At 61.2% G+C, this 15615-nt stretch carries 2 protein-coding genes; one reads left to right on the forward strand and one right to left on the reverse strand.

Annotation, left to right across the window (positions count from 1 at the left end; all coding sequences use genetic code 11):
• Positions 1-4: 4 nt before the first annotated feature.
• On the forward strand, positions 5-1483 hold the full coding sequence (locus AC1DWZ_RS23820; protein ID WP_477171456.1) for a diaminopimelate decarboxylase family protein: 1479 nt from the start codon (positions 5-7) through the stop codon (positions 1481-1483).
• A gap of 73 nt (positions 1484-1556) precedes the next feature.
• Here AC1DWZ_RS23820 and AC1DWZ_RS23825 read toward each other — a convergent pair.
• Positions 1557-15615 (reverse strand): DUF5801 repeats-in-toxin domain-containing protein (locus tag AC1DWZ_RS23825; protein WP_477171457.1); only part of this gene is annotated, 14059 nt, incomplete at its 5' end.

Here is a 15615-nt window from a genome sequence, read left to right on the forward strand (position 1 = left end):
GACCATGGCCACAACCTATCAACTGCCACATCACCTCGCCGCCAAGGGCGCCCATCTCGCCATGGATGGCCATGATCTGGTGGATCTTGCTACAGAACATGGCTCGCCACTCTTCGTCTTTTCAGAACGGCGCCTGGCCAGCAACGCGGCGGGCTTCCTGAAAGCCGCTCGTAGCGGGCATCCGCGCGCGCGCATCTTCTTTGCCAGCAAGGCCTGTTCCAATTTGCATGTACTGAAGGTCATCCGTGGCCAGGGCCTCGGCGTCGAGGTGAATTCCGGCGGTGAATTGTGGAAGGCCCTCGCCGCAGGCTTTGGCCCCGACGAGATCGTCTTTAACGGGGTCGCCAAGATGGTGCCTGAACTGGAGCAGGCCATCCGCCATAATATCCAGTCGATCAATGTCGATTCCGCCTTTGAACTTGCCCGCATTGCCGAGGTGGCGACGCGGCTTGGCAAGCTGGCGCGCGTGGCCTTGCGCGCCGTACCGGGGATCGGCGGCGGGGCCACCGCCGGGATCCAGACCGGCTCCGACAGCAGCAAGTTCGGCATGACGCTGGAGGAGCTCAATGCTGCCATCGACATCGCCCGTGCCTATCCGCAGGCGATCGATGTCGCCGGCCTTCACATCCATATCGGCAGCCAGGTCCTCGACCTCAGTGATTTCGAGAGCGGTGTCGGCTTTACCGCACGCCAGGCCAGAGACATGGCAGCAAGGCTGGGGAAGCCCCTGCGGCACATCAATCTTGGCGGTGGCTACCCGATCGACTACACCCACCAGCGGCCGGGCTCGAACAACGCAGATGGTTTCGACCTCAGCGCCTTTGCCGCAGATCATCCAGCGGCAGATATGATGCACACGGTGGCCGCACGTGCCTCCAAGGAAGTGGGAACCGAGACCGAGATCTTCTTCGAGCCAGGCCGCTCGATGGTAGCCGATTGCGGGCTGCTACTGAGCCGCATCGAAAGCCAGCGCAGCCGCCGCGACATGCCCTGGCTCTATCTCGATGCCGGCTACAATCTGCTGATGGATTCGGCGGCTGTGCGTTGGTACTACCATATGCTGAATGCCAGCCGCATGGACGTGCCGGCCGAAACACCGTTCCGGATGGTCGGCCCGCTCTGTGATTCCGCCGATTGCTACTTCGATGTCGAAGGCGAATATCTGTGGAAGTCGGTTGAGGCGAAGCTGGCCGGCGCATCCGGTGTGACACCGGAAATTCTGGCAGACTTGCAAAGCAAGATCGTGCGCCTGCCCGGCACACGCAATCTGCCCGCCGCCACGGCACCCGGCGACCTCATCGCCCTCCTCGACACCGGCGCCTATTCCCTCGAGGAAATGTTCCAATATTGCGGTCGCCAACGCGCCAAAGCGATCATGATTGGGACAGATGACCGGATCGTCACCCTGCGCGAACGGGACCGGCCGGAGGATCTGCTGGATCCGGCGGAACGCCGCGTCGCGGATTTCAAGGCAGCAGAATAGCAATCACGCTTCATCAAAAGAAAAGGGGCGGCCCGAAGGCCGCCCCGATAGATCAATCGCGATTTGCGATCTCCTAGACGACGTCCAGCCCGACCTCGATGGCAACCTTGATGTTGCCATTCTGGTAGATCGAGTAGGTGTGCGACGCACCCGTCACATCGTCCGTGTAGTTGAACGTATCGGGTGTCCCGCCAGCGGCGCCGTTGAGATCGGCGATCTTGGCGAAGCCGGCACCGATATCGACGTTGTCGGTGTTGCCGGTACCGTTGTCGCCGATCACGAACAGGTCGATCTGGTGGTTGGTGCCACCGACATTGACCGTCACCGGGTTGGAGTCCAGCACGTCCGCCACATTAATAACCACCGTACGGTTGCTATTATGGTTGGTGTCACCGAGGTCGACCATCTCGACATTGGCAAACTGCGCATCCGAGCCGACATTGTCGAATGTGAAGGTCGAGGCCGTGGTCTGGACCCGGTCGAAACCGGTGCCGCCATCGACCAGATGATCTACCGCGTCGAACACCAGGGTGTCGTTGCCGCCACCGCCGATCAGGTAATCGGCACCGCCATTGCCGGTCAGCGTTTCATTATCAGCATCGCCGATGATGATTTCGGCATTGGCACTGCCGACCAGGCTCGTGCCCGATTCATAGGTGACCGTGGCGAGGACATTGTCGGCCGTCCCGCCATTGCCATCCGAGAGATCGTAATGGATGCCGGTTGCCTCGCCATCGGCCACGAAGACCGAGTGGCTGGTATCGGTGTCCAGGTTGAAGGTTACCGTGCTGCCGGAATGTGCCGGGACGGTGTCGTAATCGGAAGCATCGAAGCCAGAAGCCGTGTCGGCATCCGTGATCGCCAAGCTGCCTGGTGTTTCGGCATCGGTATCGTTCTTGAGCAACCAGGCGTCCTGGATGATGACATTGCCGGTGTCGCTGGTGAGGATGAAATCCGCACCGCCGACCGGGTTGCTGTTGCCAACCAAAGTGACCGTATCCGAACCACCGGACGCAGCGGCATTGCCAACCAAGTCGGTATAAGCCGTGCCGACTGTGACCGAACCCGAACCGTTAAAGTTGGCTTCCTTGGTGAAGGTCGCCGTCCAGGTCTTGCCGGTCGCATCGACACCGAAGTTCTGGGTAAGCCCAGAGATCGTGCCATGGGTCGTGGTGATGTCGCTGGCATCGAAGTTCGAGACCAGTTCGCTGAAGACGAAGCGGACTTCAGAGGTTGGGTCTGCGTTGTTCAACGAAGCATCGACAATGTTGACCGCGACCGTCGGGTTGCTGCGGTCGATCGAGACCGTATCCGAACCGCCCGAAGCCGCGGCGTTGCCGACCGGATCGTTCCAGCTGGTGCCAACCGTCACCGAGCCGTTGGCGGAAACACCGTCCGTGGCCGTGAAGGTTGCCGTGTAGGTCTTGCCGGTTGGGTCGATACCAAGGTTCTGCGTCAGGCCGGAGACAGTGCCATTGCTGGCAGTGATATCGGCTGCCGTGAAGTTGCTCGGCACTTCGCTGAACACGAAGCGGACTTCCGAGCTGGTATCGCCATCGTTGAGCGAGGCATCGACGATGTTGACCGCGACCGTCGGGTTGACGCGGTCCACGGGCACCGTATCCGAGCCGCCAGCACCCGCATTGCCAACCGCATCGGTATAGCTGCCGTTGAGCACCGATACCGTGGCGTTGCCTTCGAAATTGTCGGCAGCGTTGAAGGTTGCGGTCCAGGTCTTGCCGCTGGGATCGCTGCCCAGATCCTGGGTGAGGCCCGTCACCGTGCCACCCACGACGCCGACATCCACCGCCGAGAAGCCAACCGGGACTTCCGAGAAGATGAAGGTCACGACCGAGCTGTTGTTGCTGTCGGTCTGCGACGCGTCGACGATGTTGACGGCAACCGTGGGGGCCGTCGTGTCGATCGTAACGTCATAGTTGGAGGACGGTGCCGAGGTGGTGCCCAAGGTCGCCGTGGCGTTGAAGTGATGATCCGTACCATTGGCCAGCGCCACCGTGGTGAAGGTCCAGTTGCCGAGACCGTCCGAAGTGGCGTTGCCGAGGAAAGTCACACCGTCATAGATCTTGACCAGCGACCCGGCGTCGGACGTGCCGTGCAGCACGAGGACCGTGTCGTCGGTCGAACCGTTATCCGGCACCACGCCCTGGATCGAGCCGACATTGTCGTCGATCGAGGTGATGGCAGGCGGTGCCACCACATTGTGGATCGTAATGACCAGATCCGCACCACCCGGGATGGTGTTGGCATTGTCGCTATCGGTGCCACCCGCGGCGTCATGGTCGCCATCGGAATCCTTGGTCGTGTAGTGGAACTTCACATCGGTGTCGGCAGCGACCGACCCCGGTGCCAGGCTGTAGGCGCCGGTGTCGAAGTTGAAGGTCATCTTGCCGAAGCCGGTATCGAAGCTCACCAGATGGCCGTTGACGACCACATTGGTGCCACCGATCGCCGTGACGTTCGCAGCGACACCATTCCATGAGAAGGTGACGTCGAAGGCGTTGTTGGCGCTGTCGTAGACGAAGCTGTCGACGAAGGTCGTGCCGGTGCCAGCCGCATCCGGCGTGGTGTGCAGTACACCCGTATCACCAACACCCGATGTATCGACACCGGTCAACACGTTGCCGGCGATCGGCTGATTGGCGATGGTGCCGACCAGGCGGTCCGCAAGGGCCGTGGCGTCGTTGACATAGAGCACCTGGCCGTCCGGCGAGTCATTGCCATCGGGGTCGGCGACGTCCTTGAGGTCGCTGTCCGGGTTGGCTTCATTGCCGCCGATCCCGTCACCGACCGCAACCGCATAGACATGGTCGATATCGTTGGCCGGGTTTTCGAGGAACGCGTCCCAGGTATCCTTCTGGCTCTGGGTCAGATGGTTGCTGCCGTCACCACCGATGGTAGGATTGCCATCCGAGAGGAAGTAGACGACGTTCTGGGCACCCGGGATCTTGCCTGCCGCGACCCAGGCGTCATCTGCCGTTTCCACTGCCGCCTGATAGTTGGTGTAATCCTGCGGGTTAAAGGTGTTGATCTCAGTGATCGCCGCCGCAACGCTGCTCCAGGCGAGCTGGATCTCGGCACCGGTCGTGAACGACACGATGGTGACCTTGACTTCGCCCAGGGCGTCATAGGCATTGAGCAGCTGAATGAGTGCCGCCTTGCAGAATTCGAGACGCGACTGCGTGCCCGCCGTATTGGCATCTGCGTCGTCGGCCATCGATCCAGAGACGTCGAGGATCACCATGATATTGGTGTCCTGCGTCACGTTCTCATTGCTTGCATTGGCGTCGTTGTAGTTGATCGGCGCGAGATCGTTCACCGTGGCGATGTGGAGAACCGCCGTATCTGTGTCGCCGTCAGCGTCTTTCAGCGTGTAGGTCACGTTCATCGTGCCGGCAGCGCCCTCGGTCTGGGTGAAGGCGTACGAACCGGTCGCGTTCATGCTCATCGTGCCGTGGCCCGGGATATTGTGAACCGCGCCATTGGCGGCATAGTCGATGCCGTCGATGGTGAACTTGGTCACTTCGCCCTGCGGGAAGCTGCTCTTGACGTCGGCGCCCGAACTGTCGTTGGCCGTCACATTGCCGGTGATCGGCGTACCTGTCGTGACCACGGCATTGTTGTCATCCACCGCATCCGGACCATCATCCTTGAACACCAGATTCTGGCCGATATTCAGTGTCGCGATGGCACTATCGCCATCCTTGTCCGTAATCGTCGCTGTCAGCTTCACCAGGGTGTCGCTGCTCAGCGTCTTCGATTCGTCCGGATTGGTCGTCGGATGTACGACGGCACGGATCTGATCGAGCGTCACATTGCCGGAACTGTCCGTCACCACCGTGAATACCAGCAGGTTGGTGGTCGCCGTGCGACCCTCGACCGTGCTGCCGTTCATGACCAGATTGACCGCTTCATTCGTCGCCGTGTCGACCAGGCCAGAGGCGCCGGCCGTCACACTCAACGCGTAAGTGGTCGTCCCAGCACCGTCCGCCCCGTAGATCGGCGTGAAGGCTGAGGCAAAAGCCTGCGTCGCATTGGTGGCAAGGATCGTCTCGTCCACCGTCAGCGTGTTCTCCGTCCCGGAGAGCGTGATCGACGGGCCATCATCCTTGAACACCAGATTCTGCCCGATGTTCAGTGCCACATTGCTGGTGTCGCCATCCTTGTCCGTAATCGTCGCTGTCAGCTTCACCAGGGTGTCGCTGCTCAGCGTCTTCGATTCGTCCGGATTGGTCGTCGGATGTACGACGGCACGGATCTGATCGAGTGTTACATTGCCGGAACTGTCCGTCACCACCGTGAATACCAGCAGGTTGGTGGTCGCCGTGCGACCCTCGACCGTGCTGCCGTTCATGACCAGATTGACCGCTTCATTCGTCGCCGTGTCGACCAGGCCGGAGGCGCCGGCCGTCGCACTCAGCGCGTAGGTCGTCGTGCCGGCTGCATCCGCCCCGTAGGTCGACGTGAAGGCTGAGGCAAAAGCTTGTGTCGCATTGGTGGTGAGGATTGTCTCGTCTACCGTCAGCGTTGCTTCCGTCCCAGAGAGGGCGATCGAGGGACCATCATCCTTGAACACCAGATTCTGGCCGATATTCAGCGTCGCGCTGGTGCTGTCGCCGTCCTTGTCCGTGATTGTTGCCGTCAGGCGGACCAAAGTGTCGGCGTTGAGCGAAGTCGGCTCGTCGGGATTGTTGGTCGGATGCACCACCGCTCGGATCTGATCGAGCGTCACATTGCCCGAACTGTTCACTGTCACCGTGAACACCAGTTCGTTGCTGATCGCCGTCCGGCCTTCCACCACGCCGCCATTCATGCTCAAGACGACTGCCTGGTTGCTCGCCGTATCGATCAGACCAGAGGCACCGGCCGTGACAGCGAGCGCATAGGTGGTTGTGCCCGCAGCATCTGCCCCGTAGGACGAGGTGAACGCTGTCGCAAAGGCCTGCGTCGCGTCGATGGCAAGGAACGTCTCGTCCACCGTCAGCGTGTTCTCCGTCCCGGAGAGGCTGATCGCCGGACCGTCGTCCTTGAAGATCAGATTCTGGCCGATGTTGAGCGCCGAACTGGTGCCGTCGCCGTCCCTATCCGTGATCGTCGCCGTCAGCTTGACCAGTGAGTCGGCACCGAGTGTCACCGAATCGTCCGGATTGAGACTGTTCGGATGGACCACGGCACGGATCTGGTCGAGCGTCACATTGCCCGAGCCGTCCGTCACCACCGTGAACACCAGCAGGTTGCTGATCGCCGTGCGGCCCTCGACCGTGCTGCCGTTCATGACCAGATTGACCGCTTCGTTCGTCGCGGTGTCGATCAGGCCAGAGGCACCCACCGTCACGCTCAACGCGTAGGTAACTGTGCCCGCACCATCCGCCCCGTATTCCGACGTGAATGCCGCTGCGAAGCTCTGCGTTGCATTGGTCGTCAGAATGGTCTCGTCCACCGTCAACGTCAGGCCGGCATCCGAACCAGCTGTGACCGTCGGCGTGTCATCGTCGACATCGACCTGGAAGTCATGAACGGTACTTTGGTTGTTCGAGTTGGTTGCCGTCACCGTGATGGCAAAGCCAAGATTGTCTTCGAACGACGTCTGCGTTCCGGCGACATCCGGGTTGTCGTGGCCCGGATGCTGGATCGGCTGCAGCAGGTTGACGGTGAGCAGGCCGCCATTGGTGATATCGATCGTAAAGATGGGGGTCGCCCCACCAGCGACAACACCGCCGACGACGTCCGCATCGGCATAGCCGGTGAGCGTCTTGCCGCCATTGGTCGCAACCACTTCGATTTCGTCACCCGAGATCGTCTTCAGCAGATTGCCGTTGCTGTCCTTGAGGAAGCCGTTGCCGTCGACAGAGCCCACCGCAAGGGTGAAGCTGCCGCTGGCGGGACCACCCCAATCGACGACCAGCTGCTGCTGCCAGATGGATTCAGAGTTGCGCGAGCCAGCGCCGTCCGGATCACCCAAGCCTGCACCGCTGTCGCCGCTGTCCTGATTGTCGTCGCCGTTGCTGGCTGCCTCGCCGGTCTGCAGTTGCAGACCATCCTCGTCGACCTTGGCATCCGTGACTGTGAAGGACGGATTTTTGGACACCGCCAGGGCAACGTTAAAGGTCGCCGTGTCGCTGTCATTGTCGCCGTCGGTCAGCGTGTATGTGAAGGTATGCGTGGTGGCCGAGCCGGCATAGTTAGCCTGGTCGAACGACCAGGACCCATCGGACCCCTTGACGACCAGCTGGCCACCGGTCGCGTTGATGACGATGTTGCCATTGACGTCCGGCGTATAGTCGGTGCCGTTCCAGGTGATCTTGCTGATCGCCCCGCCATCGGCACCGAAACCGTCACCGTTCGACAGGAGATTGCCGGATACCTCGGCGCCGGCCACGAGCGAGCTGATCACATAGGTGCCTTCGCCCACCGCCTTCGGACCGTCGTCCTGGAAGCTGATGCCAAGTGCGTTGGCGCTGGTGGCGTCAGTATAATCACCGTCCTTGTCGGTGACGTGTTGTACAACACTGATCGCAGCGGCCCCCGTCAGGGACAGGCTGTCATCATGGGCAGCACCCGGGCCACCATCGACGGTGTGCTCAAGCGTCGCCGCCTGGGTCACCGTGACCGCACCCGTTGCCGGATCGATCTCGACCGTGAACGCCTTGGTGCCGGCAGCCGTGCCTTCGTGGCCTTCGAATTTGGTGTCGGAGATCTTGACGAGGATAATCTCGTTGGCAGCACCTGAATGGCCGGTCAGCCACATGCCGGTCTTGGCACCGTCGGTGGCCGAGAGCTTGTAGCTGGTCGAATCCAATCCATCCGCACCGCCGTTGGGCGCGTTGAACAAGGCCTGGACCGCCGCCGCATTGATCACATTGGGATTGATCCCGTCATTGCCGCTGCCGGTACCGTTCGATTCGTCCAGAATGACGCTGGCCGTGACACCGTTCACGGCGCTCGCCTTCGGACCATCGTCCTGGAAGCTAAGGCCAAGCGCGTTGGCGCTGGTGGCTTCGCTAAAATCGCCGTCCTTATCGGTCACATGCTGCACGACACTGATCGCAGCAGCCCCCGTCAAGGACAGGTTATCATCATGTGCCGCACCCGGGCCGCCGTCTGTGGTGTGCTCGAGTGTTGCCGATTGCGTCAACGTCACTGCACCCGTCGCCGGGTCGATCGACACCGTGAACGCCTTGGTGCCGGCAGCCGTGCCTTCATGGCCTTCGTATTGCGTGTCGGAGATCTTCACCAACACGATCTCGTTGGCAGCACCCGAATGGCCGGTCAGCCACAGGCTCGTCTTCGCACCATCGGTCGCGCTGAGTTTGTAAGTGGTCGTGTCCAAACCATCGGCACCACCCGCCGGGGCATTGAACAAGCCAGCCACCGTCGCTGCGTTGATCGTGGCTGGATTGATGCCATCGACCCCACTGCCCAGACCTGTCGATTCATCGACAAAGGTGCTGGCCGAGACGCCGTCCTTGGCGCTTGCCTTCGGGCCATCGTCTTGGAAGCTGATGCTGAGCGCATTGGCGCTGGTGGCCACGCTGAAGTCACTATCCTTATCGATGACAAGCTGTACGACCTTGATACCAGCCGCAGCACTGAGGCTGAGGCTGTCATCATGGTCTGCCACCGTGCCGCCATCTGTGGTGTGCTCAAGCGTCGCCGCCTGGGTCACCGTGACCGCACCCGTTGCCGGGTCGATCGACACCGTGAACGCCTTGGTGCCGGCCACGTTGCCTTCATGGCCCTCGTATTGCGTGTCGGAAATCTTGACGAGCACGATCTCATTGGCCGCGCCTGAATGGCCAGTCAGCCACAGGCCGGTTTTCGCGCCATCGGTCGCCGACAGTTTGTAGATCGTCGAACCCAGACCGTCCGCACCGCCGGCAGGTGCGTTGAACAGACTGGAAATGGTTGCCGCGCTGATCGTGCCAGGATTGATCCCGTCATTGCCGCTGCCGGTACCATTCGATTCGTCCAGAATGACGCTGGCCGTGACGCCGTCCTTTGCACTCGCCTTCGGACCATCGTCCTCGAAGCTGATGCTCAAGGCATTGGCACTGGTGGCGTCGGCATAGTCGCCATCCTTGTCGGTGACGTGCTGTACGACATTGATCGCGGCAGCACCCGTCAGGAACAGGCTGTCATCATGCTCGGCACCCGGGATCGTGTGTGCAAGCGTCGCCGCCTGGGTCACTGTGATCGCACCCGTCGCCGGATCGATCGAGACCGTGAACGCCTTGGTGCCGGCTGCGTTGCCTTCATGGCCTTCATATTGCGTGTCGGAGATCTTCACCAACACGATCTCGTTGGCCGCACCCGAATGGCCGGTCAGCCACAGGCCCGTCTTCGCACCATCGGTTGCCGAGAGCTTATAGGTGGTCGTGTCCAAACCGTCCGCACCGCCGGAAGGCGCATTGAACAGACCAGAAATGGCTGCCGCGCTGATCGTGCCGGGATTGATCCCGTCATTGCCGCTGCCGGTACCATTGGATTCGTCCAGAATGACGCTGGCCGAGACACCGTCCTTCGCGCTCGCCTTCGGACCATCGTCCTGGAAGCTGATGCCAAGCGCATTAGCACTGGTGGCCTCGCTGAAGTCGCCATCCTTGTCGGTGACCTGCTGCACGACCTTGATACCAGCCGCAGCACTGAGGCTGAGGCTGTCGTCATGGTCTGCCGCCGTACCGCCATCCGTTGTGTGCTCAAGTGTCGCCGACTGGGTCACCGTGACCGCACCCGTCGCCGGGTCGATCGACACCGTGAATGCCTTGGTGCCGGCCGCGTTGCCTTCATGGCCTTCGTATTGTGTGTCGGAGATCTTGACGAGCACGATCTCGTTCGCGGCACCCGAATGGCCCGTGAGCCACAGGCCCGTCTTCGCGCCGTCGGTAGCCGACAGTTTATAGGTTGTCGTACCCAGCCCGTCCGCGCCGCCGGCAGGCGTGTTGAAGAGGCTTGCCACGTTGAGCGTGAGTGGATTGACCCCGTCATTGCCACTGCCGGTACCATTCGATTCGTCCAGAACGAAGTTCATGATGATGCCGGTCTTGGCGCTCGCCTTCGGACCGTCATCCTCGAAGCTGATGCCAAGCGCATTGGCACTGGTGGCGTCGGTATAGTCGCCATCCTTGTCGGTCACATGCTGCACGACACTGATCGCAGCAGCCCCCGTCAATGACAGGCTGTCATCATGGGCGGCACCCGGGCCACCATCGACCGTGTGCTCTAGCGTCGCCGCCTGGGTCACCGTGACCGCACCCGTTGCCGGATCGATCTCGACCGTGAACGCCTTGGTGCCGGCCGCGTTGCCTTCATGGCCTTCGTATTGCGTGTCGGAGATCTTCACCAACACGATCTCGTTGGCAGCACCCGAATGACCCGTGAGCCACAGGCCGGTCTTCGCACCATCGGTCGCCGAGAGCTTGTAGGTGGTCGTGTCCAATCCGTCCGCACCGCCGTTAGGCGCGTTGAACAGAGCCTGGATCGCTGCCGCACTGATCGTGCCGGGATTGATCCCGTCATTGCCGCTGCCGGTACCATTGGATTCGTCCAGAATGACGCTGGCCGAGACACCGTCCTTCGCGCTCGCCTTCGGACCATCGTCCTGGAAGCTGATGCCAAGTGCATTGGCACTGGTGGCATCCGTATAGTCGCCGTCCTTGTCGGTGACCTGCTGCACAACACTGATCGCGGCTGCTCCGGTCAGGGACAGGCTGTCGTCATGCGCCGCACCCGGACCACCATCAACCGTGTGCTCAAGCGTCGCCGCCTGGGTCACCGTGACCGCACCCGTCGCTGGGTCGATCGAGACGGTGAACGCCTTGGTGCCGGCTGCGTTGCCTTCATGGCCTTCATATTGCGTGTCGGAGATCTTGACGAGCACGATCTCGTTCGCGGCACCTGAATGGCCGGTCAGCCACAGGCCTGTCTTCGCGCCATCGGTCGCTGATAGTTTATAGGTGGTCGTACCCAGACCATCCGCCCCGCCGTTGGGCGCGTTGAAGAGACCGGAAATGGCCGCCGCGCTGATCGTGCCGGGATTGATCCCGTCATTGCCGCTGCCGGTACCATTCGATTCGTCCAGAATGACGCCGGCCGTGACACCGTTCACGGCGCTCGCCTTCGGACCATCGTCCTGGAAGCTGAGCCCGAGCGCGTTGGCGCTGGTGGCTTCGCTGAAGTCACCGTCCGTGTCGGTCACATGCTGCACGACCTTGATCCCGGCCGCAGCGCTGAGGCTGAGCGAGTCATCATGCGCCGCACCCGGGCCGCCATCCGTGGTATGCTCAAGTGTTGCCGATTGCGTCAACGTCACCGCACCCGTCGCCGGGTCGATCGACACCGTGAACGCCTTGGTGCCGGCAGCCGTGCCTTCATGGCCTTCGTATTGCGTGTCCGAAATCTTCACCAACACGATTTCGTTGGCAGCACCCGAATGGCCGGTCAGCCACAGGCCGGTCTTGGCACCATCGGTCGCGCTGAGCTTGTAAGTGATCGAGCCCAAACCATCGGTACCACCCGCCGGGGCATTGAATAAGCCAGCCACTGTCACCGCATTGATCGTGGCTGGATTGATGCCATCGAGCCCACTGCCCAGACCTGTCGATTCATCGACAAAGGTGCTGGCCGAGACACCGTCCTTGGCGCTCGCCTTCGGACCATCATCCTGGATCTTGAACACACCCTGGCCGAGATTGATCGACGCGGAATCGGCATCGCCATCCGCATCCGTCAGAGTCTGGACGATCTTCAGCAGGTTCGCATTGGACAGAGTCAGAGTCTGGCTGTCGTCATCGTTGCCAGTGTCGCTATGCCAGATATTGTTGGACTGGCTGAACGTCACCACGCCATTGGCGTCGACACTGATGCGGAAATATTCCGTGCCGCCGACCGAACCGACGATGTCGTTACCGACCTTGTTCAGCAGGATCTCGGAACCCTGGCCGATGCCATCGCCATCGCCGGCTGATTTATCTGAGGGTTGCAGCGCAAAGAGGCCCGACTGGACGTTCGATCCCGTGAGGTTCAGTGCATAGGCAACCGAGCCCGGGCCGTCGGTACCGTAATCGAAGCCAGCCACCGAATTGAAATTGTCGGCAAAGTTCGCCGTCACCGTGTGGATGCCGTCACCATTGGGCGACAGCGGTGATTCGTCGAGAGTCAGCGTATCTGCCACCGAGCCCGGCTTCACGATCGCATCCGGACCGTCATCCTGGATCTTGAACACACCTTGGCCAAGGTCGATCGATGCCGAATCCTTGTCGCCGTCCGCATCGGTCAGCGTTTGGACGATCTTCAGCAGGTTCGCGTTGGACAGAGTCAAGGCCTGGCTGTCGTCATCATTCCCGGTGTCGCTATGCCAGATATTGTTGGACTGGCTGAACGTCACCACGCCATTGGCGTCGACACTGATGCGGAAATATTCCGTGCCGCCGACCGAGCCGACGATGTCGTTGCCGACCTTGTTCAGCAGGATCGCGGAGCCCTGGCCGATACCGTCGCCATCGACGGCCGATTTATCAGAGGACTGCAGCGCAAAGAGGCCCGACTGGACGTTCGATCCCGTGAGGTTCAGCGCATAGGCAACCGAGCCCGGACCGTCGGTACCGTAATCGAAGCCGGCCACCGAGTTAAAGTTGTCGGCAAAGTTCGCCGTCACCGAGGCTAGGCCGTTCGGTGCACTACCATCAGTGTCCGTGCCCAGCGGGCGCGTTTCATCGAGGGTCAACGTATCCGCGACCGAACCCGGCTTCACGATCGCATCTGGGCCGTCGTCCTGGATCTTGAACACGCCCTGGCCAAGGTCGATCGACGCCGTATCCTTGTCGCCATCCGCGTCCGTCAGAGTCTGGACGATCTTCAGCAGGTTGGCGTTGGACAGCGTGAGAGTCTGGCTGTCGTCGTCGCTGCCGGTGTTGCTGTGCCAGATATTGTTCGACTGGCTGAACGTCACCACGCCATTGGCGTCGACACTGATGCGGAAATATTCTGTGCCGCCCACGCTGCCGACGATGTCGTTGCCAACTTTGTTGAGGACGATCTGGTCGCCCTGGCCGATGCCGTCGCTGCCGTCGACGGTATCCGACGGCTCCAGTGCATAAAGGCCGGAGCCCACGTTTGTGCCCGTCAGGCTCAACGCATAGGCGACCGAGCCCGGACCATCACTGCCGTAATCGAACCCAGCGGCCGAGTTGAAATTGTCGGCAAAGTTTGCCGTCACCGTATGGATGCCGTCGCCATTGGGCGACAGCGGCGATTCGTCGAGGGTCAACGTATCCGCGACCGATTCCGGCTTCACGATCGCATCCGGACCATCGTCCTGGATCTTGAACACACCCTGGCCGAGATCGATCGACGCTGAATCCTTGTCGCCGTCCGCATCCGTCAACGTTTGCGTCAGCTTCAGCTTGTCCGCCGTCACCGTGTTCAGCGTCGACGTGTCGTCATCGTTGCCCGTGTCGCTGTGCCAGATATTCTTCTGTTGGCTGAACGTCACCACGCCGTTGGCATCAACACTGATCGTGAAGTAGGTCGTTCCGCCAACTTGGCCGAGAATGTCGGTACCGACCTTGTTGAGGACGATTTGCGAACCCTGGCCGATCCCGTCACCGTCAACGGCCGACTTGTCCGAGGCATCCAACGCATAGAGGCCGGAGCCAATGCCGTTGGCGCTCACCGACAGCGCATAGGCAACCGAGCCCGGACCATCGGTGCCGTAATCGAAGCCAGCCGCCGAGTTGAAATTGTCGGCAAAGTTCGCCGTTACCGAGGCCACGCCGTTCGGCGCACCACCGTCGGTATCCGTGCCCAGCGGGCGCGTTTCATCGAGAGTCAGGATATCTGCCACAGAACCCGGCTTCACGATCGCATCCGGACCATCATCCTGGATCTTGAACACACCCTGGCCGAGATTGATTGAGGCCGAGTCAGTGTCGCCATCCGCATCCGTCAGCGTTTGAACGATCTTCAGCAGGCTGGCGTTGGACAGAGTGAGAGTCTGGCTGTCGTCATCGCTACCGGTGTTGCTGTGCCAGATATTGTTCGATTGGCTGAACGTCACCTGGCCAGTGTCTTCATCGACGCTGATGCGGAAGTATTCCGTCGAACCCACTTTGCCAACGACATCGTTGCCGTCCTTGCTCAGCAGGATCTGTGAGCCCTGGCCGATACCGTCCTGGCCGTCGCTCGTATCGCTGGGATCCAGGGCATAGAGGCCCGACCCGATGCCGTTCGAAGACAGCGAGAGCGTATAGGCCACATGGCCCGGGCCGTCGCTGCCATAGTCGAAGCCGGCCTGGGAGTTGAAATTGTCCGCGAAATTCGCCGTCACCGAGGCAAGGCCATTCGGCGCACCGCCATCAGTATCCGTGCCCAGCGGACGCGTTTCGTCCAGAGTCAGGGTGTCGGCCGTGGATCCGTGCTTCACGATGGCCGTCGGGCCGTCATCTTCAATCTTGAAAACGCCCTGGCCGAGATTGATCGAGGCAGAATCATGATCACCGTCGGCATCCACCAGGGTCTGGACGATTTTCAGCAGGTTCGCGTTGGACAGAGTGAGAGTCTGGCTATCATCATTGTCGTTCGTGTTGGCGTGCCAGATATTGTTCGACTGGCTGAAGGTCACCACGCCATTGGCATCGACACTGATGCGGAAATATTCGGTGCCGTTTGCCGTGCCGACGATGTCATTGCCGACCTTGTTGAGGACGATTTGGTTGCCCTGGCCGATGCCATCGCTGCCGTCGACAGTGTCTGACGGATCCAGCGCGTAAAGGCCGGAATTGACGTTCGAGCCGGTCAGCGTCAGCGCATAGGTCACGCCACCGGGGCCATCCGCGCCATAGGTAAAGCCGCCATCTGAACTGAAATTGTCCGCGAAATTGGCCGATACGGTCTGGCGGCCGCTCGGTGAATCGCCGTCATCGGTATCCGTACCGACCGGTCGCGTTTCATCCAGGACCAGCCTGTCTGCGGACGCGTTGCTGACGCAGGCGATCGGCCCGTCATCGACGACTTTGACGGTGAGGCCGCCGCTGGCCTGGGTGTGGTCGCCGTCTTCGACGGTGTAGGAGAAGCCGAGTTCCTTGAGGATGTCGCCGACATTGACCGTGGGGTTGACG

It is taken from the genome of Dongia sp. P2_B8 (genome assembly GCF_056404715.1).

Coding starts and splice junctions, on each gene's coding strand:
- AC1DWZ_RS23820 (WP_477171456.1), top strand. CDS start 5: ATGGCCACAACCTATCAACTGCCACATCACCTCGCCGCCAAGGGCGCC.